The organism is Planococcus beigongshangi, from assembly GCF_016820495.1.
GTDB classification, from domain to species: domain Bacteria; phylum Bacillota; class Bacilli; order Bacillales_A; family Planococcaceae; genus Planococcus; species Planococcus beigongshangi.
The window spans coordinates 128,720-147,301 of sequence record NZ_JADHDU010000004.1 but is presented as its reverse complement, the minus strand read 5'-3'; the positions used below and the strand labels follow the sequence as shown (position 1 = coordinate 147,301).

General features: G+C 47.4%; 21 protein-coding genes and 1 other annotated feature. Of the genes, 2 read left to right on the top strand and 19 right to left on the bottom strand.

Annotated features, from left to right (window positions below):
- Nucleotides 1-126 precede the first annotated feature (126 nt).
- From IQ294_RS16320 to IQ294_RS10700, 18 genes are all read right to left on the bottom strand, one after another.
- Entirely contained in the window at nt 127-285 is a 159-nt protein-coding gene (locus IQ294_RS16320; RefSeq protein WP_238942781.1) for a hypothetical protein, read from the bottom strand.
- Nucleotides 285-1,181: a macrolide 2'-phosphotransferase gene (locus IQ294_RS10780; RefSeq protein WP_203334045.1), complete on the bottom strand. Its 897-nt coding sequence runs from the start codon at nt 1,179-1,181 to the stop codon at nt 285-287. Before IQ294_RS10780 ends, IQ294_RS16320 begins: the two co-directional genes overlap by 1 nt.
- 361 nt (nt 1,182-1,542) lie before the next feature.
- Nucleotides 1,543-1,587 (bottom strand): erythromycin resistance leader peptide, encoded by a 45-nt coding sequence (locus IQ294_RS16510; RefSeq protein ID WP_203334236.1) that lies wholly within the window; start codon nt 1,585-1,587, stop codon nt 1,543-1,545.
- A 431-nt stretch (nt 1,588-2,018) separates the two neighbouring features.
- Entirely contained in the window at nt 2,019-2,333 is a 315-nt protein-coding gene (locus IQ294_RS10770) for an RNHCP domain-containing protein (RefSeq protein ID WP_203334044.1), read from the bottom strand.
- 81 nt (nt 2,334-2,414) lie between these two features.
- Nucleotides 2,415-2,589, bottom strand: a sequence feature (16S ribosomal RNA rRNA prediction is too short).
- Between the two features lie 105 nt (nt 2,590-2,694).
- Nucleotides 2,695-3,282: a GNAT family N-acetyltransferase gene (locus IQ294_RS10765; protein WP_203334043.1), complete on the bottom strand. Its 588-nt coding sequence runs from the start codon at nt 3,280-3,282 to the stop codon at nt 2,695-2,697.
- A 476-nt stretch (nt 3,283-3,758) separates the two neighbouring features.
- Nucleotides 3,759-4,082, bottom strand: a complete 324-nt coding sequence (locus IQ294_RS10760) for a DUF4870 domain-containing protein (RefSeq protein WP_203334235.1) — start codon at nt 4,080-4,082, stop codon at nt 3,759-3,761.
- 70 nt (nt 4,083-4,152) lie between these two features.
- Nucleotides 4,153-5,136, bottom strand: a complete 984-nt coding sequence (locus IQ294_RS10755; protein ID WP_203334042.1) for a zinc-binding dehydrogenase — start codon at nt 5,134-5,136, stop codon at nt 4,153-4,155.
- Entirely contained in the window at nt 5,133-6,071 is a 939-nt protein-coding gene (locus IQ294_RS10750) for an ArsA family ATPase (RefSeq protein WP_203334041.1), read from the bottom strand. The genes IQ294_RS10755 and IQ294_RS10750 overlap by 4 nt, the downstream gene beginning before the upstream one ends.
- Before the next feature lie 23 nt (nt 6,072-6,094).
- Complete coding sequence (locus IQ294_RS10745; protein ID WP_203334040.1) at nt 6,095-6,358, bottom strand: cory-CC-star protein; 264 nt, start codon at nt 6,356-6,358, stop codon at nt 6,095-6,097.
- Between the two features lie 74 nt (nt 6,359-6,432).
- A complete protein-coding gene (locus tag IQ294_RS10740; protein ID WP_203334039.1) occupies nt 6,433-8,166 on the bottom strand; it encodes a carbon starvation CstA family protein in 1,734 nt (577 codons plus the stop codon).
- A 109-nt stretch (nt 8,167-8,275) separates the two neighbouring features.
- Nucleotides 8,276-9,196 (bottom strand): ketopantoate reductase family protein, encoded by a 921-nt coding sequence (locus IQ294_RS10735; RefSeq protein ID WP_203334234.1) that lies wholly within the window; start codon nt 9,194-9,196, stop codon nt 8,276-8,278.
- Nucleotides 9,197-9,266: 70 nt separating this feature from the next.
- Nucleotides 9,267-10,241, bottom strand: a complete 975-nt coding sequence (locus IQ294_RS10730) for a quinone oxidoreductase family protein (protein ID WP_203334038.1) — start codon at nt 10,239-10,241, stop codon at nt 9,267-9,269.
- 12 nt (nt 10,242-10,253) lie between these two features.
- Complete coding sequence (locus IQ294_RS10725; protein WP_203334037.1) at nt 10,254-12,026, bottom strand: acyl-CoA dehydrogenase FadE; 1,773 nt, start codon at nt 12,024-12,026, stop codon at nt 10,254-10,256.
- Complete coding sequence (locus IQ294_RS10720; protein WP_203334036.1) at nt 12,016-12,438, bottom strand: acyl-CoA thioesterase; 423 nt, start codon at nt 12,436-12,438, stop codon at nt 12,016-12,018. The genes IQ294_RS10725 and IQ294_RS10720 overlap by 11 nt, the downstream gene beginning before the upstream one ends.
- A gap of 8 nt (nt 12,439-12,446) precedes the next feature.
- Nucleotides 12,447-13,019, bottom strand: a complete 573-nt coding sequence (locus IQ294_RS10715) for a TetR/AcrR family transcriptional regulator (RefSeq protein WP_203334035.1) — start codon at nt 13,017-13,019, stop codon at nt 12,447-12,449.
- 18 nt (nt 13,020-13,037) lie between these two features.
- Nucleotides 13,038-13,811: an SDR family oxidoreductase gene (locus tag IQ294_RS10710; protein ID WP_203334034.1), complete on the bottom strand. Its 774-nt coding sequence runs from the start codon at nt 13,809-13,811 to the stop codon at nt 13,038-13,040.
- Nucleotides 13,812-13,975: 164 nt separating this feature from the next.
- Entirely contained in the window at nt 13,976-14,134 is a 159-nt protein-coding gene (locus IQ294_RS10705; RefSeq protein ID WP_203334033.1) for a YfhE family protein, read from the bottom strand.
- Between the two features lie 74 nt (nt 14,135-14,208).
- A complete protein-coding gene (locus IQ294_RS10700) occupies nt 14,209-15,159 on the bottom strand; it encodes a threonine ammonia-lyase (RefSeq protein ID WP_203334032.1) in 951 nt (316 codons plus the stop codon).
- 145 nt (nt 15,160-15,304) lie between these two features.
- On the opposite strand from IQ294_RS10700, the gene IQ294_RS10695 reads away from it, so the two are divergent.
- Together IQ294_RS10695 and IQ294_RS10690 are read left to right on the top strand one after the other, a co-directional pair.
- On the top strand, nt 15,305-15,862 hold the full coding sequence (locus tag IQ294_RS10695; RefSeq protein ID WP_203334031.1) for an SLOG family protein: 558 nt from the start codon (nt 15,305-15,307) through the stop codon (nt 15,860-15,862).
- Nucleotides 15,863-15,932: 70 nt separating this feature from the next.
- The gene (locus IQ294_RS10690; RefSeq protein WP_203334030.1) at nt 15,933-17,312 is read left to right on the top strand and encodes a Glu/Leu/Phe/Val family dehydrogenase; all 1,380 of its coding nucleotides are present in this window, start codon (nt 15,933-15,935) and stop codon (nt 17,310-17,312) included.
- A 290-nt stretch (nt 17,313-17,602) separates the two neighbouring features.
- Here IQ294_RS10690 and IQ294_RS10685 read toward each other — a convergent pair whose 3' ends face one another.
- Nucleotides 17,603-18,520 (bottom strand): catalase family peroxidase, encoded by a 918-nt coding sequence (locus IQ294_RS10685; RefSeq protein WP_203334029.1) that lies wholly within the window; start codon nt 18,518-18,520, stop codon nt 17,603-17,605.
- Nucleotides 18,521-18,582: the final 62 nt, after the last annotated feature.

Below are 18,582 nucleotides of genomic sequence, written 5' to 3'. Positions count from 1 at the left end.
GCTACCTCCGAAATTTTTAATTTCGTACCGATAGCCAAGATCGATACGAGCTTCTGCTTCAAGCCCGCATCAATCAATAAAACAATAAAAATTGCATTACGTTCCCCTCCTAATTTAAATTTCAAGTTACCATTTACAGGTGATGGCATTAACAACAATCGAACATCCTGTAACAGCAAATAAAGCAGCTATAGTTGTTGCTTCTGCAACAATTCCTGCATTCGCAACTACACCCTTTGCGTTAAACTGATCGTTAAGCACAGCTAAACGACCAGTCCATTTCATTACATTTCGCTAGCGAGCATGTGTGCAGCTGTTTCGTGCATCTCTTGAAGGCCTGAGATTTCTGCAAATTCAGCTATAGTGATGGCGCTGGTTGTAAGAAGTTCTACAATATGCTCATCCATTCTTGACCACGTTTTTCCACCGGCATTTTCATAAGCATTGATTAACTTTGTTAGTCCATCATTCCCAAAAAGAAGGTGATGGGACAGGAAATCGACAGATACATCAGCAATCCCTACTTCTGTCCAGTCAATTAAGCCCGTTACTTGATAGTTTTTATTAATAAGGATATGACCCGGATGTATGTCCCCGTGTTTCACTCCTACATGGGAGGGCCAAAAAGAGTCTTCGGCAAGCCATGCTTGCCAACGGTCCCATAAAGCTGGATTGATTTCGTATTGTTTCTTTACCCGTTCCATTCGCTGTTTCAAGGAAGTTCTTAACTCATCGGCACGAAGGGTTTCAACCCCGATATGTTTGAATTCTTCCTGAGGCAATGCGTGTAAATCTGCTAGGACTTTTCCTAATGATTGATAATACGCAGGTGGAACATTGGATTCATCAAAACTCCAAACATAGTTCTGTTGCTCCACATCAATCGTCGCTGCAGGAATGCCCTTTAGTTGCTTATAAGCAACTAAATCTTCAGAGAAGATAGACCAATTCGGAACTTGAAAGCTCGCTTGTTGGTGAAGGATATCTAACGCTTTTTTCTCTTGGCCTGCATGTCTCATTGACTCAGGTCTACGCGGAATTCTTAAAATCCATTTATCTCCATGTTGATCTTTGGCGTGGACTACTTGAAAGTCAACACCCGACTCATTGATTTTGATGCTGCTTTCTACAATATCCAATCCTCTATCCGTTGCTAATTGTTTAAGTTTAAGTGTATTCAAGTTTATTTCCTCCAATTGTTTATTCTAATAAATTTTTTTGATTCTATTTTCTTGTATTCTCTCTATGATCTGCCGCACATTTGACAAACTCATGGTGATTCCAGAAAACAAAAAAACTCACAGACGGCTTGTCTGTGAGTAAAAGGGACATTACTAATCAATTAATATCAGGTAAATAAAGATAGATTTCATACAAATTCCTTTAAAATCCTTGTTGAAGAAAGAAAACTACAGAATTATAAAAGGTAGAGTTATACCTCTTCTTTAACTATTTTAATTTTATAGATTGAAGATTATTAAAAAAGGACAGACTTATCCCGTTTACTCTGATTTCACAAACAGAGCCTTTGAACGTATTCAATTACTGATTCAAAGTTGGGAAACGAAGTTTCATTGAGTGTGTCATTTTTTAATAATCCTCCTTATCGAATAAGCGTACATTAATCATTGTATATTACTAAATAAAGTTAGTCAAAAGAGTTGGCTTGTTCCATCTTCATGGAATTCATTTATAGAGATTAATAATTTCATAGGAGTTTAAAGTTCTACTGGATGCACCAATTATTTCCACACATTAATTGACTAAAGAATGTAAATGCATTTCTCATTAATTAGCGTTCGTAAAAGTACACCTTTGCAGACAAAAGGGAGAGTAGATGCTAATCAAAAGTGCATCTACTCTCCGTTTCTATTTATGCAGCTTCCGATAAGCGATCATATGTAAACTGGTTTTTTTGATTATAAATACTTCGTAGAGAATTTCATTAGTTGAAGGAAATAAATAAAACCCTTCACGCAGGTTTTCATGCGTGAAGGCAGAGAATAATCTGATCTTTTTCAGTTAGAATACTTCGTCATAAACGAGAGAAACTCGTCCTCTTGCCTAGTATTAATGGCAACTTTATTTTTTTGTACTTTTCCACACCTATTACATTGATGGATAATTTGATATCCTTTTTTACTTAAATAATCCCATCCTATTGGACGCATCAATCCACGGCAATTACTTGCACGGTCTCCAGGTTGATGGTCCAGATGCTTTGAATGCAAGCAAAATGGACAGTGGTTGCGAAAACTTCCATTTGTCACGGGATTAATTTGAGCTTGGCACTGTTCACATTGGAATTCGGTATTTTCTTTTTTTCTGCTCAACGTATCTTCCTCCAAGATGATTTTTTTCATCTTTGGAGAAAGGGTTCCGTTTAGTTTTTCTGACTAGGTCAGGTCCAGGCTTTCAAGGGGAATGTACAGATTCACCGCGCTGCTCTACAGTGCGATTACTTCTAGTTCCTGCTTCACAAAAGCATTTTTCATCTTTTGATCCGGACCACGATTGACTTTATAGAATTTGTATCAACCACTGTAGGACGGCTTTTACCACCCTCCACTAGTAAGTGTTCCGCCTTAATCACTGGCATTGGCATCCGTCCCCTAGAAGACACGCCGGCAGTTTTTATCGTAGTGCAAAAAATCACTCCAATATTCAAGATAATCAGACTATTCTCTATAACTATTATGCATGAAAATATTTTTCAAAACAAACGCATTCATGTATTCTTTGATTTGTGCCTCTAAACTGGTCAATATTATCTCCCGTATAATGTGCAAAGCTATGTACTACATTTAATTTGGGAACAGAAGTTGATATTATTCCCTCTCCTTCTTTACCGTCAAAGTATAAATGATAATAAGATTCTACAGTCTCGAAGTCCATTTTTTCATACCACTTCTGTACCCAAGGATTATCGCGTGTCCATGCTTCAAACCGATTTAGCCCCAACGGAATGGCACGATTCACTGCTTCTTGGAGCAATTTCTCCCCGATGCCTTGACGACGATAGTCCGGATGAACGGCTATATGCCAGATCATCCCTCCCAATCCTTCACCTCTGGAGCATACACTTCTTTCCACTTGTTCATACTCTACATCTAAAAGCCCGATAATTTGTCCATCTCTCACTGCCACCAATTCAATACTCGGATTCTCATAACTCTCTTTTCGTTGCAACACATTATCGAAGTAGGCTGTATCCAAAAAAGCGAGCACTCTGCATCTAACCCAACCGATCTCATCTGTTTGACGGTATTCTCTAATTTCCATTTCCTCATCCTTTCTTTCATTTAATAACATATCAATCATCAGCACTTTTTGCACTAATTAATTGATTACTCTATTTATTATTATCTTCAGTTTCTCAAAGTTGGTATTACTTAATTTCGAAGCGTTCGTAAAAGTACACCTTTACGAACGGTTTAAAAAAGACCTGATATGGCCAAAAAAACCGTTCGTAAACGTACCAAATGACTTTACGAACGTCCGCTTTATTCCATCCACTTTTACGAACGGTTTTGCTCAAAAAAAAAAGCCCCTAAGGACTTTTGGTGTCTAGACTCCAGCACCTAGCTCTTCGGGATATAAGTCAAACCTACTGCGTGGCAAAAAGCGCCACTCCGCAGGTTCGCCTAAAGCCCTTATTGCTCCTGCATCGCTACGCTAGCTTCGTCGCAAAGAGATGACCCAAATTACATTTGGGTCATCTCTTGCCTATCAGAACTGAACAGGCTGTTCTGCTTTTCTTAATAATACCAGCTGCCGACGATCGGGTAGCTGAAATGTTCGTCGTTCAGGGCTTTGATGATGCCGAGGATCGGGACCACCACTCCGATGATGCCGAATACGATAAGCATCGGGATACCGATCAGGAAGATGACGAGGAAACCTGAAACAGTCAATAGGACACCCATGACGATTTGGAACAGCAGCGCCTGGATCGATAATCTTCTTATATCTTTATCATCCGGATACAGGTAGGTCGCAAAAAGAAAAACGGCAACCGGCACAAGAAACGGAGCAAAAAACGCACTGGCGTGGACGAGAATTTTTAATCCTTTACTTTCCATCATTCATTACCTCCAGTAATGTTGGTTCTTATACTCCTTAATACGGATGAACGGCCATAAGGTTTCAAGATTATTGGTCCATCCGCAAAATAACTTTGCCGAATTGTCTACCGTCCGCCAAATAATCGAATGCGTGCTGTGCCTCGTCCAGCTCGAACACTTTTCCGACAACCGGATGCGTCCCGTATTGAACCATATGAGCGATCATTTCCCGCAATTCATCGCGGCTGCCCATTGTTGAACCGAACAGCTGATATTGGCCGTAGAAGAATTTACGCAGATCGAAATCGATGACATCGTCTGTAGTGGCGCCGAAAATGACGATGCGCCCGCCTTTTTTCAGCACTTCCAATGTCCGGTTGAATGTCGCTGCCCCGACGCTGTCGATGGCAAGGTCAATCGTTTCGCCATCCAATTCCTTTGTCCAGTCGCTGTCGGTCGCGATGGCAAGATCTGCGCCAATTTCTTTCGCATGCGCCAGTTTGTCTTCGCTTCTCGACGTCACAATGACACGGGCGCCGACATTTTTCGCAAACTGAATCAGAAAAGTCGCGACTCCGCTTCCCGCTCCCGGGATGAACAGCGTATCGCCTTCTTTAACCTGGCCTTTAGTAAACAGAGCCCGGTAACCGGTCAACGCCGGCAGCGCCAGGCCGCCAGCTTCTTCCCATGTAAGGTGATGCGGCTTCTTTTCGACCTGTTCAGCGGATAATGCAATTTTCTCTGCAAAGGTCCCGTGATCGGGCATGCCGAGAATATCGAATTCAGGCGGCGGAGCGTCACTGTTGGCGAACCAGCGCAGCGCCGGGTTGATGATGACTTCGTCTCCGACGGCAAAGTTCATAACGCCTTCCCCTACAGCTTCCACAACGCCCGCTCCGTCCGAACCGATGATGAGCGGCTCGGGTTTATTGCCGTGGCGGTTCACTAAATTCAGATCACGGCGGTTGATGCCCGCTGTCTTCAGCGCCACCACCACTTCCCCTTTTTTCGCTTCCGGTTCCGGCATGTCCGTTATTTTCAGTTCCCCTTTTTCGATGACAAATGCTTTCACTTTACTCCTCCTCCGAAATTCCCGCTGAATAATTTCAGCTGGTCCATATTGATAATGTCCTGTGAAAATAATGGAATGAAAATCAGCTCCTGTTTCGGAAACGTCTCCCTGATCAATTCCATGTATTTCTTTTCGTGTTTCTTGCGTTCCATCAGGAATTCGCCGTCCGCTTCTTCCGGCAGCACTTTATTGATGATCAGCGTCTTCACATGCAAATGGTATTTATGCAGCAGTTCCAGCGCTTTTTTCGTTTCAAGGATCGGCAGGCGTTCAGGATTCAATACGAAAATAAAACCGGTTTCGTCCTCATTCAACAGAAGGTCCCGCGCTTTTGAAAATCGCGCCTGGCGTTCCCGCAGCACATCGTAGATCGGATCTTCTCGCGGTTCACCGTCGTTCAGGAGCGCGGAATAATTTTCATTCGTTTTACGCCGCTTATTGAGGAGCCCTTCAATCCAGACCCCCATCAGCTCCGGCAATGTCAGCAGCCGGATGGTATGGCCGGTCGGCGCCGTATCAAATATCAGTTTATCGAAATTCTGCCGCTCTTCCAAAATGATGTGGATCAGTTTATCGAACAATGCCGCTTCGTCTGCACCTGGTGAAGCTTTCGCCGTATCGAGCTGGCGGTTCACTTCTTCCATCATACTTGTATGGACGGTCCCTTTGATATTCTCTTTCACACCTTTGATGTATTTCTCGGTCTCGATTTCGGGATCTATTTCGAGCGCATAAAGATTCTTCGCAATTTCTTTCGTATGTCCGCCGATTTTCTGATTGAAGATATCCCCGACGTTATGGGCGGGGTCCGTCGAGATCAATAAAGTCTTAAAGCCGCTGTCAGCCGCTTTGGAGGCGATGGCCGCAGCAGAAGTCGATTTGCCGACGCCTCCCTTGCCTCCGACAAAAATGATGCTTTTCGATAAAACGTCCATTCCCATTCCTCTTTTCAATGAAATTAACAGCAGCGTATACCGGAAAGGGGTGATTTTTCCATGCCCATCCGCAGGTGCCAATCATGGAATTCTTCTATCATGAAAGGATACAGTTCGAGTGTGTAATAGTAAGCAGGATTCGGAATGCCCAGCATCTCCGAATAGAGCATCAGCAGAAACAAATCATCTTCCGCCCTCAGTTCCCGCGCGATTTCCGTTTTATGAGGATGTTCCAGCACAGCTTCATACCATTTGATCAATCTTTTCAGATTATCGGTGATCAGCATATAAGCACCTCTCTATCGTAAAAATAATTGAAGGGATCACAACTAGTATGATCCCTTCTGTGCAACTATTCTATTTATTCGTCTTCCAGTGTTCCGGTTTTATTCGTGATCAGAACTTGAACAGCTGTAAGGCTGATCCATAGCGCAAAGACGAAGATGATGGAACCGAAGACAAACAGCAGCATGTTGGCTTGGTCAGCATACCAGGCCCATTGCAGAAACACCTGCTGGAACATCGCCCACAGCGTCATGAACATCAGGAAGATCATCGGGATGATGGTGACCATATAATTCCTGCCCTTTTTCCTCAGCCAGATGGAAATGAGCAGCAAACTGATGCCGGCAAGCAACTGGTTCGATGTCCCGAATAATGGCCATAGCAAGTAGCCGCCGGAACCGAAACCGTTCGGCCCTTCCGGAATCAGCACTAATGCGGCACTCGCCACTACAGCGATCGTTGTCGCTACATGCTTCTTCTCCAATGAAGGGATTTTGTATTCGACGCCAAGCTCTGAAATGATATAGCGCATCAAACGGACAGACGTATCAAGTGTCGTTGCCGCAAATGATACGACGATAACCGATACGATGGTGGAGGCGATGGCTGACGGAATCATCAGGCCCGACGCCAATTGCGTCGCTCCCTGGATGAACGAGCCAAGGCCGGCACTGCTGGATGCAGTGAAGCTGCTGTAAGTCGCGAAAAATGCGTCGCGGTCCGGGAATAAGGTGATGACGGCAATAATCGAAACGAGTGCCAGGATCCCTTCCCCGACAGCCCCCAGATAACCGACAAAGCGCGCGTCCGTTTCCTTATCCAGCTGTTTGGACGATGTACCCGAGGAGACGAGTCCGTGGAAACCGGAAATTGCCCCACAGGCAATCGTGATGAACAGCAGCGGGAACCACGAAACATCTGCATCCGGATTCGTCATTGGTGCAGTAATCTCGGGATTCGTAAACAATAGCCCAAGATACAGGATACCGAGTCCGACCACCAATTGGTGCGAATTGATGAAATCGCGCGGCTGGAGCAATTTCCAGACCGGCAATGTCGAAGCGATGTATACATAGATCATCAAGACGATGATCCAGATGAAGAATGCGGTCGAAATCGCACCAAGACCGAATAATCCAGCTCCGTCTTCTCCGCCCATATAGCGCACAAGATCAATTTGCAGGAAATCGTATTGGGCTGAGAAAATGGCTGTTCCATACATGACAGCCAGCGCAATCAACGATGGTACAAGCATTTTGATGTTCTTCTTGTAAACCGAATAACCGATCCAGACCGCAAGTGGAATTTGGATGAATACCGGAAGTACGCTTGCCGGGAATGAAATGAATAAGTTCGCGATGACCCAGGCAAAAACGGCATTGACCATCAATACCAGGATGAGGATGATGAACAGGAAAAGAATTTTTCCACGCTGCCCGATCAAACGGTGGGCGAGCGTTCCGACCGATTGGCCTTTGTTTCGCACAGACAGGGCAAGCGTTCCGAAATCATGCACCCCGGCGGCAAAGACTGTACCGAGCACAACCCATAAGACGGCCGGCAGCCAGCCCCAATAGACGGCTATCGCCGGTCCAAGGATCGGAGCAGCTCCAGCTACTGAAGTAAAATGATGACCCCACAGGACAAATTTATTCGTCGGCACGAAATCGACGTCGTCTCTGAATTTATGGGCAGGGGTTACGTAGTTCGGATCCAACCTGAAAATTTTCTCTCCAAGAAATTTAGAATAAAAGCGGTAACCTAATACAAAGATGAAAATTCCAATGGCAGCGAGAGCTATTGCATTCAAAGTCTTCAACTCCTTTTCTTCTATAATTTGAGCAAGCGCTTTCACACTTGCTCTTTAATGATAGATTAATGAAGCAATTTTGTAAATATTCCGTTAATTTAATCTGGAGTTATTTTTTTACAGCCTGCTCATATAACTTCAGCTTTGTGAAAACCGTTTCAAGCACCGGCACAGCGACTCCCGATTCACGCGCTTTCGCTAACAGAAAGCCCTGCAGATGTTCCGCTTCGATCGGCTTGGATTTTTCTGCGTCCCGCTGCATCGATGATTTCATCTCTTCGCCCAGTCCGTTGATGCGCTCCAATAATTTCTTGGAGATCCCTTTTTCAATCGGCGCACCGTCTGCTTCCATCACAGTCTCAAGTTCTTCCAGCAGCACAGCAATCGTCCGTTGGCCAGATGCCAATTTCCGGATGGGGCCGATGGGCTTTTCAAACAAGGTGGTGATGCCGGACATCGTCGTGATGAAGAGGTATTTATGCCACATTTCCTGATTGATCTTATGGCTCAGCATAAATTCGGCCTTGGTTCCGTCAAACGCTCTTTTCAACTGTCTGATGCGGTCCGTTTCCTCACCGCTGCGTTCGCCGTAAACCAATTGGTTCACCGGACTCGACTGGACAATCGTCCCGTTCTCATCCAATGTCGTTTCCACAAAGCACAAGCCGCCGATGACGGAAGTCTCCCCGAATGCTTCGATCAATTGATCGACATGGGCGATGCCATTCAGCAGCGGCAGCACCATCGTATCCTCTCCGACAAATGGACGCATATCTTCTATGGCGTCCGCAAGCTGATAGGATTTTGTCGATAACAGCACGACGTCATACGGGTGAGGTTCACTGTTTTTTGTAATCAGTTGGGGCGTGAGCCGGCAATTGCCATTGACACTGTCTATATTCAACCCCGTGGACTCTAGTTCTTGCTTCCGTCTTTCCCGCACCAAAAATGTGACGCCCTCCCCTTTTTCGAGCAGACGTCCGCCAAAATAGCCGCCGATCGCACCGGCGCCCACGACAAGAATCTTCATCATCCGTTCCCTCCTTGATATAATCTCCTTCCATCACAGACACTCACCTTAGGTCAAAGTTTCAGCTGTTCTATGGGTTGAGCACCAATTTCCCGATGGTTTTGCGGCTTTGCAGCAATTTATGGACTTCTGCCGCGTCCGCTAGAGGATAGCTTCCACCGATAGTCAATTTCAGCTTGCCGCTGGCCATATAACCCAGCAATTCCTCGAAACTTTTTTGGAACAGCTCCGGTTTGCGCATAATCTGCGGCAGGAAGAAGCCGATGACCGACTGGTTTTTTCGCATTAACTGTCCCGGATGCATCTGGGCCTGTTCTCCGCTCGCAGCTCCGAAAATGACAAGCCGGCCGAACGGTGCCAGGCATTTGAGCGTTTGATTGAACACTTCGCCTCCGACCATTTCCAGTGCCAGATCTACCCCTTTCCCTTCAGTGATCCCTTTGACTTCCTCAACCCAATTGTCCTTCGTATAGTCCACTAAATGAGTGGCGCCCATGGCCTTGGCATGTTCCAGCTTTTCATCGGAACTCGCTGTCGCAATGATTTTACCGGCACCGAATAATTTCGCGAGCTGAACGGCAATTGCACCGACACCGCCCGCTGCTGCATGGATGAGTACCGTTTCCCCCTCTTCAAGACGCCCCATCGTTGTCAGGACATGATACGCACTCAGGCCCTGTAACGGCAATGCCACTGCCTGTTCAAACTCAACAGCGTCCGGCACCGGAATCAGCATATTCTCATCAACTGCCACAAACTCAGCATAAGCGCCGGATTCGATCAATGCCGATACACGCATTCCCGTTTTGAATTTCGTTACGTTATTGCCTACTCCCGCGATTATTCCCGCCACTTCCGAACCCGGCACATAGGGCAGAGGGGTTGGAACCACATATTTCCCTTCCCGTCTCGCTGTATCCGCATAATTGACGCCGATCGCCTTTACTTCAACCAATACTTCATTGTCTGCCGGTTCCGGCCGGGTTTCTTCTATATAACGTAGAACTTCCGGACCACCGTATTTTTCGAATTGGATCAATTTCAATGCTGCTTCCTCCTAGCAAATATAATTTTCCGCTTCCAATACTGCAGAAGCTATATTCCGTTTCGTCTCATTGCTGTGTTCGGCATGAAGCCGGCTCAATTCGCCGCCAGCGAGCACCATGCTGTTTTTCAGCTCACGACCCCCGGCCATGCCCTGCATCAATTTTCTCGCTGACATCTCCACATTCAAAAGGGCGTCATCCAGCAGCGCTTTCGTCAAGTCGACTTTCGGCGTTTCTTTTTCTTCTCCATTTTTCTCTATCGCTTTCTGTGTTCTCAGTACCGCAGATTCTGCAGCATAGAGCTGGATGCCGATATCCGCCAGTTTCATCAATGTTTCCTGCTGTTCTGCGAGTTTTTCACCGAATGTCTCAATCGCCATGCCCGCTGACAGCAGGAAAACCCGGCGGATTGCGTGGACCGCTTCTATTTCCCGGGAAATAATGCCGATGGACCCGACTTTCGGGTTGTTCATTTTAGAGACAGCCTGTGCAATAAACTCACCTAACGGCAGCGTTCCTTTTCCCGCCTGTTTCAATAAACCACCCGGTATCAGCAGGCGATTCACTTCGTTCGTGCCTTCGAAAATGCGATTGATGCGCGAGTCCCGATACATCTGCTCGACTTTATATTCCTTGATATAACCGTAGCCGCCGTGCAATTGCAAAGTTTCATCCGCGACATAATCCAGCGTTTCCGATCCATGCACTTTGCATACAGCGCATTCGGTGGCGTATTCCATCAAGCGGCGGGCAATGAATGAGTGGTCTTCGACATCATAAAGGTCGCCGAGCGCATCTTCAAGATAGCCTGCCGTACGGTATTGCAGGGATTCCGATTCGTAGATGCGGACTGCCATCATCGCAAGTTTTTCCTGTGTCGCCGAGAACTCGGCAATGGATTTCCCGAACTGCTTTCGCTGTTTGGTGTAGGATGCCGACAAATGGAGGCCATATTTAGCTGCCCCCATGCAGGCAGACCCCAGATTGAATCGTCCGAGATTCAGAACGTTCAAGGCAATGATATGGCCTTTCCCGATATCACCCAGCAGGTTTTTCACCGGCACTTCGCAATGATCGAAATTGACGGTGCGTGTGGACGAGCCTTTAATGCCCATCTTTTCTTCTTCTGCTCCAAGCGACAGCCCCGGAAAGTCCTTTTCTACGATAAACGCGGTAAAATCCTTGCCGTCGACTTTTGCATAGACGATGAACGTATCCGAAAAAGAGGCGTTGGTGATGAACATTTTGCTGCCGTTCAGTAAATAATGCGTTCCCGCCCCGTTCAAGACAGCCGTTGTTCTGGCTGATAGTGCATCGGATCCCGCTTCCGGCTCCGTCAGGCAATAGGCGCCGACAAATTCACCGGATGCGAGCTTCGGCAAATAATATTCCTTCTGTTCCGGTGTGCCGAAATACGTGATCGGCAAAGTTGCGATGCATGTGTGATTCGAATGTGCGACGCCGTAGCCGCCGGCGGGACCGAGTGATTCGCCGACAATGCCTTTGCTGATTTTATCGAGCCCGAGACCGCCGTACTTTTCAGGCACACTGTGCGCCAATAAACCGAGGTCCCCCGCTTTTTGCATAAGTCTTCTGACAAGCACGAAATCCTGCTGTTCAAGCTGTTCATTGTTCGGCCGGATTTCCGTTTCCAGAAACCGTTTGGCTGTTTTTGCGATCAGGAAATGTTCTTCTGTCAGATCTTCCGGGGTGAAGACGGCCGACGGTGCGGAATGCTGATAGAAAAATCCGGCACCCGGATAGCTGAGTGTTTCATTGGCCATGCGTTGCCCCCTCCTTTACCAGGTGTTTCTCGAGCATTGACCGGAGAGGGTCCGGTATTCTTTCGGACTTCTGTTCCTTGAAATCGAAATAGACTGCGCTCGCTTCGCCGGCAGCGATGAGCTGGCCGGATTCTTGGTCTTCAATGCGGTGGACTATTGTAAAGCTCGAGTTCCCTATTTTTTTGACTTCCGATACCACTTTCAGCCTTTGATTGTAATAACCCTGACTTACAAAATCGCATTTGGCGGAAGCCATGATGACTTTCCAGTCTTCCAGATCCGCACCAAAGCCCAACTCAACAAAAAAATCGGTCCGCGCTTCTTCCAGATAGATAAAATAGCTGATGTTGCTGATATGCCCGAGTGCATCCGTTTCGCAAAAACGCACTTTCACTGCCGTTTCATAAGCCATTTTTCACCTCATCCTTTCTTCGGTTCATTGATCCCATCCAGTACAATGCTGCTGTAGATTTCAGCAAGTTCATCCGCCGCCAGTTCACCGGTTGTGTTGAACCATTGGTATGTCCAGTTGGTGATGCCAAGTACTGCGAGTGCCGTCATATCCGGTCGCAACTGTGCCCGGAATTCTCCTTTTTCCATGCCGAGGCGAATTGTTTCTTCTATAGTAAGGCGGAATTGTTCCCGGCTCTTTTTGATCTCGATTGCATTTTCTTCGGTCAGATGGCGCATTTCACGGAAAAACACCTTGCCGCTGTCGCCATTTCTCGCGATATCGGAAATCAGCAGATGAATGATTCCTTTCAGTTTTTCTTTCTGATTTACATCGCTGTCAGTGATTTTCCGTTGGCGTTCCAGCAGATCGTCGATATATTCCTCATGAATTTTCATCAGCAGCTGTTCTTTGCTGCTGTAATAATAATAGAACGTGCCTTTCGTGACGTTCAGCGCTTCCACAATATCCTGAATCGATGTTTCACTAAATCCTTTCCTTTCAAAAAGGCGGATGCTCTGTTCTTTAATCCTGTCTTTCATCGCCATTCCTCTCGTTTCTTAAAGGGTATGCATGCCGCCGTCGACGACGATTACATCCCCCGTGATATAATCCGATGCTTTGGAGGCAAGGAATAAAGCCGCGCCCTTCAGATCTTCATCGGTGCCAAATCGGTTCAGCGGTGTCTGCTTCAAGAACTGCTCGCGGCCGCGCTCGATCAGAACCTCTGACATTTTCGTCGGGAAGAAGCCCGGAGCCAGGGCATTGACATTGATATTATGCTGGCCCCATTTTGCTGCGAGGTCTTTCGTGAACGTAATGACGGCGCCTTTACTCGTGTTATAGCCAATCGTATTCATCAACTCGGGATCGATGCCGCCAAGTCCTGCGACTGATGAAATATTGATGATTTTCCCGCTCTTCTGTTTGATCATCACCTGTCCGGCCGCCCGGCTCATCAAGAACGTTCCCGTCACGTTAACGTTCATGACTTTCTGCCAGGCATCGAGCGGCATCTGTTCCACTGGCGCTCCCCATGTCGCCCCGGAGTTATTGACCAGAATATCGACTGTGCCGAATTCTTCCACCGTTTTTCTGATGACATTTTCCACATCCTGCTCACTGGTGACGTCGCATTTGAGGGCGAGCGCTTTAACTCCAAGACCTCTCAATAATTCAGCCGTTTCTTCGCAGGCTTCCATTTTCCTGGAACAGACAACAACATTTGCTCCCGCTTCCGCGAACCCCTGCGCAATTTGAGCGCCAAGCCCGCGCCCCCCTCCGGTCACAATGGCGGTTTTGCCTGTCAGATTAAATAATTCCATTACATGCATACTATTCCCTCCAAGCTTCTTGGTTTCCAACATACTTACCAGTTGGTATGTTCAGAATACTTAAACTTCATTTTACCTGTGTGTTTTAGGGATTGCAATATAGACCGGAAATTTCTTCAGACACAACAAACCCCGGTGACCTGATAGGTCACCGGGGTTTGTTGTTATTTATCACCGTTGTCCTGTTCCTCATTTTCCTGGCGCTGCGCTTCTCCAGCTTTGTCCGCTTTTTTAAAATCATCCGTATAATGGACTTTCTGAGCGGCTTTCAAATCACTTTCTTTGTCCCTCATTTTTTCGTGGGGCTGTTTGTCTTCTGCCATTCCGGTCCTCTCCTTTACTCATAGATGGATTTTATTCTTATCGTTCTTTTCCCGCCACGCGGCCGGCTAAACGTCTATTCAGGCAGACAGCTCCGAAGTTCCAGCAAATCGATATTTCCTCCGGAGAGGACGGCAACGATCCGTTCATCTTGCCCGCCCGCCTTTCCTGCCAGGATGGCAGCGACCGTCACCGCGGCTGATGGTTCAATCAGTTGTTTGGTGCGTTCGATGATGAATTGCAGGGCGGATTTTATTTCTTCTTCCGTCACCACGACGAGATCGTCCAGCTGTTTTTGCAGGATGGGGAAAGTCAGCTCACCCGGCTGTGACGTGCGCAGACCGTCCGCGATGGAAAAATTGCCGGACACGGAGGTGATTTTCCCTGATTTCAAAGACAATTGTGTGTCGTTGCCGGTCTCCGGCTCGACTCCGACGATCCGGACTTCCGGTTTGATGGCTTTGACAGCCGTGAGGATGCCACTAATCAGCCCGCCGCCTCCGACAGGTACGACAATCACATCGACTTCCGGCAATTGTTCCAGGATTTCGAGGCCGATCGTCCCCTGTCCCGCGATGATATGCGGATGGTCGTATGGTGGAATATAGACGCCGCTGTTTTCTGCAGCGAGCTGCATCGCGCGTGGAATCCGGTCGCTCGATGTAAAACCGCAGTATTCCACTTTTCCGCCGTACGCTTCAATTGCTGCAACTTTTGCCCGGTTCGCATCTTGCGGTACCACAATAACGGCAGGTATCCCAAGCTTTCCGGCTATGCAGGCGACTGCTTGCCCATGATTGCCGGAAGAGGCGGCCGTGATGAATTCCGCTCCGTTCCGGACTGCATGTTTTACTGCATTGACAGCGCCTCTGATTTTAAACGACCCTGTTTTCTGCAGATGCTCGGCTTTCAGGAAAATCCGACGGCCGGCTCTTGCATTCAATAATTCCGAGCTCAGCAGCGGCGTTTTATGAATGATATCGCCAATTTCTTCCCGCGCTTTTTTGATGTCCTCCAGATTGACCATCTTCCTCACCCCTTCATGCAAGATATTTTATCACAATGAATATTAATTCACTGACAATTCCATCACTTTATTGCCTGATTAGAAATGACGGAAGGACTAAGGTAAACTGGTGGTATGGAAAATTAACAGCCCGAGGTGAAAGACGATGATAAAACGATTGGTGGTCACAGGCTATAAACAGCATGAGCTCGGAATTTTCGATGATAAAAATCCCGGCGTCCGCTTTATCAAGAAAGCTTTGGAAAACCGGTTCCGCGCGTTGATCGATGAAGAGCTTGAATGGATCATCGTCAGCGGCCAGCTGGGCGTGGAAACGTGGGCTGCAGAAGTCGCGATCGAGTTGAAAGAGGAATTCCCCCAATTGCAGCTGGCGCTCCTCACCCCTTTTCTCGAACAGGAAAACAGATGGAATGAAACGAACCAGGAAAGATATAAAGAAATTCAGAGGCGGGCCGATTTTCACCGGAGCCTGACGAACCGTCCCTACGAAGCCCCTTGGCAATTCATCGAGAAAAATAAATTTTTCCTGCGGAATTCCGACGGCATCCTGATCGTCTATGATGAGGAAACGGACGGTTCGCCGAAGTTCATCAAAAAAGAAGCGGATCATTATGCAGAAAAAGCGGATTACCAGGTCATGCTGATTACAGCCGATGACCTGCGGGTGGTTACGGAAGAGGAACAATACGACAGCTGGGAATAAATGCGCGTGATTATTCTATTTCGGACAGGGTATGGATGTATGGAGATACTAAATTCGGAGGTGCAATGAAATGGAAGAACCGACAAATGCTATTATCCAGAGTTCACTTGATGCGCTATTGGAAAATGAAAGTTTTCTGCCTGACTTGACCGGTGCCGCCCGCGAGCAGGCTTTCACTTCCCTGAGCGCAATCCTGTCAACACCGAACAAAGTACACAAATCTTATTTACGAGTCCCATTGGACAACGGCAAAGTGGTGCGTATCCCGTCATTCCGGATTCAGCACAACGATGCACTCGGACCCTATAAAGGCGGCATCCGCTTCCATGAGAGCGTAAACGAAGAAGAAGTCATGAATCTGGCTTTCCTGATGACGTTGAAGAACGCGCTTCACGGCGTACCGTTCGGCGGCGGCAAAGGCGGCATAGTCATCAATCCCCGAAACTATTCCGAAAAGGAATTGAATTTGATCTCCCGAAAATATGTGAGGTATTTCGCTGATGTCATCGGACCGGATAAGGATATTCCTGCACCTGACGTCGGCTCGGGCGAACGCGAAATGGATTGGATGATGGCCGAATACAAGAAAGTGCATCACGGCTTGCCATATCTGGGCAGTTTCACGGGTAAATCCGTCGTCAATGGCGGCTCGCTCGGACGTCGTGAAGCTACCGGTAAAGGCGTGTATTTTTCATTCCGCTACATGATCCATGATTTCCTGAAGGAAAAAGAAGAGTTGCTGGCTTCGACGGATAATGTGTTTGCCCGGACAACGTTGGCTACAGCGAACCGTCCGCTTAAAGTCGCTGTACAGGGCTTCGGTAATGTCGGCTCCGTCACAGCGCACGAAGCGTATAAATGCCCTTTGGTGGATAATACGGTGGTCGCCGTCAGTGACCGTAACGTAACGTTATACAATGAGGAAGGCCTGAATATCCCGGCATTGATCGCATTTTCATCAAAAAACCAAGGAGATCTTCCGGCAACGGAAGAGCAATTGGCGGAAGCCGGAACGCGAGCGGAGATTCGTGGACGCGATGAGCTGCTGACGCTGGATGTTGATGTGTTATTCCTGGCTGCATTGGAAAATCAGCTGCATGAAGGCAATATGAAGGACATCAAAGCCCGGATTATCGTAGAAGGTGCCAATGCGCCGACAACACAGGAAGCCGATGATTACCTCAGCGCCAATGGCGTCGTCATCATCCCGGATATCCTGGCCAACGCCGGCGGGGTCATCGTTTCTTATTTCGAATGGCTGCAGGGCCGCGAAACACAATACGATTCGGAAGAAGAGATCTATCAGAAACTCATTGCACAGATGAGGAAAACATTCGATCTTATTTTGCCGCAATTTTACGGAGATCCATTTCCACTCCGCCAAAATTGCTTTATCCACGCCGTATCCCGGTTGTCGAATGTTTTGTATAAACAAGGCAAACTGTATTGAACAGGTGAACGCTGGAGTCCGATCGGGACTTCAGCGTTTTTTTGCGCTGGCGGGATCCGATTTTATTGAAATGGATGGGAAAATGGACGATTTCTTCGAAAATCCTTGATGATGCTGAAGATTTCATGCAAATAAAGCACTGGATCCGGGTGATTTTCGGACGTTTTGACTTTTGTGATCGGCATTGGCGGATTTGTGATCGGCATAAGCGGTTTTATGATCGGCATTGGACCTTTTGTGATCGGCATCATTTCAGCGCCGATAAAAAACGCTGGATCCCTTATCCGAATTCAGCGTTTTTCCATATTTCTCCTCTTATAGGAAATGGCATAGGCCGGGTTACGGAAATGCAGGATCGGGTCATCAGTGCACTCAATGCCTTCTGCAAGTTCCGTCGGGTCGAACAGCAGATCCTCCGGTTCAGCACTCCGCTGAATCAGCTTCAAGCGTCCGATTTCCACTTTTTCTCTGTCTTCCGCCCAATCTTTCGTCGGGTCATCCACAGGGTCGCCTTCCTCACCGATTACTGCGATGAGGCGGAATGCCGTTTCGCCTGCAGCCACACGCTTTTCAATCTCTTTTTCAAAATCGCCTTTTTGCACAGACGCCGCTTCGGCCGGATTCAGCGATTCCACGCCAGCTTCCGGTTGCCATTGAAATTTTACCGGTACGTGTTTGCCTGTTCCGTTAACGAGATAAAAAGCGTGGATGGAATGATAAAGTCCGGTCGCAAAGCTCGCAGGACCCTGCATTTTACGGATGATGCGGACAGCGGCTCGGCTTTCCGGATATTTGATGAATAAGGTAATCAGATCCCGCAATCGCGGCCGCCCTTTTTTGAAGGACTTGGCGATATCGAGCATTTCCGTGAAAACCTCCGGCGTCCGCGCAAAGAATATCGAGGATGTGACTCCCACGCTGTTCATTATCTGCCCATCCGGCAATTTGAATTGCACCGCCATCCCTTTGACCGGCGACAGGTTATCCGTCCAAAACGGATCCGGGGCACTATGGGAGAAACGCACCCATGCCTTCGTTGTGCCTTCCCTTAAATACGGCGCCACCGTCCAATTCTTCCCTTCGCCGTTCGCTGTAAATTCCGCTTCATAACCGATTCCTCTCGAATGTGCACGCCTGTATCCCGGATGCTCCCCAAAGATCTTTTCGATTTTATTGACTGCCGTTTCCGCAAGGTTTTCCTGTGCCATCCCGTCACCCCATTCTATTTTCTGTTCTTTTTCCATACCCGCTATTGAATAGTTTTAACAAT

Excerpts from the sequence above, each read along its gene's own strand:
- IQ294_RS10690 (WP_203334030.1), top strand. The coding sequence starts at position 15,933 with ATGGAAGAACCGACAAATGCTATTATCCAGAGTTCACTTGATGCGCTA.
- IQ294_RS10760 (WP_203334235.1), bottom strand. The coding sequence starts at position 4,082 with ATGGAAAGTAAAGGATTAAAAATTCTCGTCCACGCCAGTGCGTTTTTT.
- IQ294_RS10725 (WP_203334037.1), bottom strand. The coding sequence starts at position 12,026 with ATGGCCAATGAAACACTCAGCTATCCGGGTGCCGGATTTTTCTATCAG.
- IQ294_RS10685 (WP_203334029.1), bottom strand. The coding sequence starts at position 18,520 with ATGGCACAGGAAAACCTTGCGGAAACGGCAGTCAATAAAATCGAAAAG.
- IQ294_RS10700 (WP_203334032.1), bottom strand. The coding sequence starts at position 15,159 with ATGGTCAATCTGGAGGACATCAAAAAAGCGCGGGAAGAAATTGGCGAT.
- IQ294_RS10750 (WP_203334041.1), bottom strand. The coding sequence starts at position 6,071 with ATGGACGTTTTATCGAAAAGCATCATTTTTGTCGGAGGCAAGGGAGGC.
- IQ294_RS10735 (WP_203334234.1), bottom strand. The coding sequence starts at position 9,196 with ATGAAGATTCTTGTCGTGGGCGCCGGTGCGATCGGCGGCTATTTTGGC.
- IQ294_RS10765 (WP_203334043.1), bottom strand. The coding sequence starts at position 3,282 with ATGGAAATTAGAGAATACCGTCAAACAGATGAGATCGGTTGGGTTAGA.
- IQ294_RS10720 (WP_203334036.1), bottom strand. The coding sequence starts at position 12,438 with ATGGCTTATGAAACGGCAGTGAAAGTGCGTTTTTGCGAAACGGATGCA.
- IQ294_RS10710 (WP_203334034.1), bottom strand. The coding sequence starts at position 13,811 with ATGCATGTAATGGAATTATTTAATCTGACAGGCAAAACCGCCATTGTG.
- IQ294_RS10715 (WP_203334035.1), bottom strand. The coding sequence starts at position 13,019 with ATGAAAGACAGGATTAAAGAACAGAGCATCCGCCTTTTTGAAAGGAAA.
- IQ294_RS10695 (WP_203334031.1), top strand. The coding sequence starts at position 15,305 with ATGATAAAACGATTGGTGGTCACAGGCTATAAACAGCATGAGCTCGGA.
- IQ294_RS10705 (WP_203334033.1), bottom strand. The coding sequence starts at position 14,134 with ATGGCAGAAGACAAACAGCCCCACGAAAAAATGAGGGACAAAGAAAGT.
- IQ294_RS16320 (WP_238942781.1), bottom strand. The coding sequence starts at position 285 with ATGAAATGGACTGGTCGTTTAGCTGTGCTTAACGATCAGTTTAACGCA.
- IQ294_RS10745 (WP_203334040.1), bottom strand. The coding sequence starts at position 6,358 with ATGCTGATCACCGATAATCTGAAAAGATTGATCAAATGGTATGAAGCT.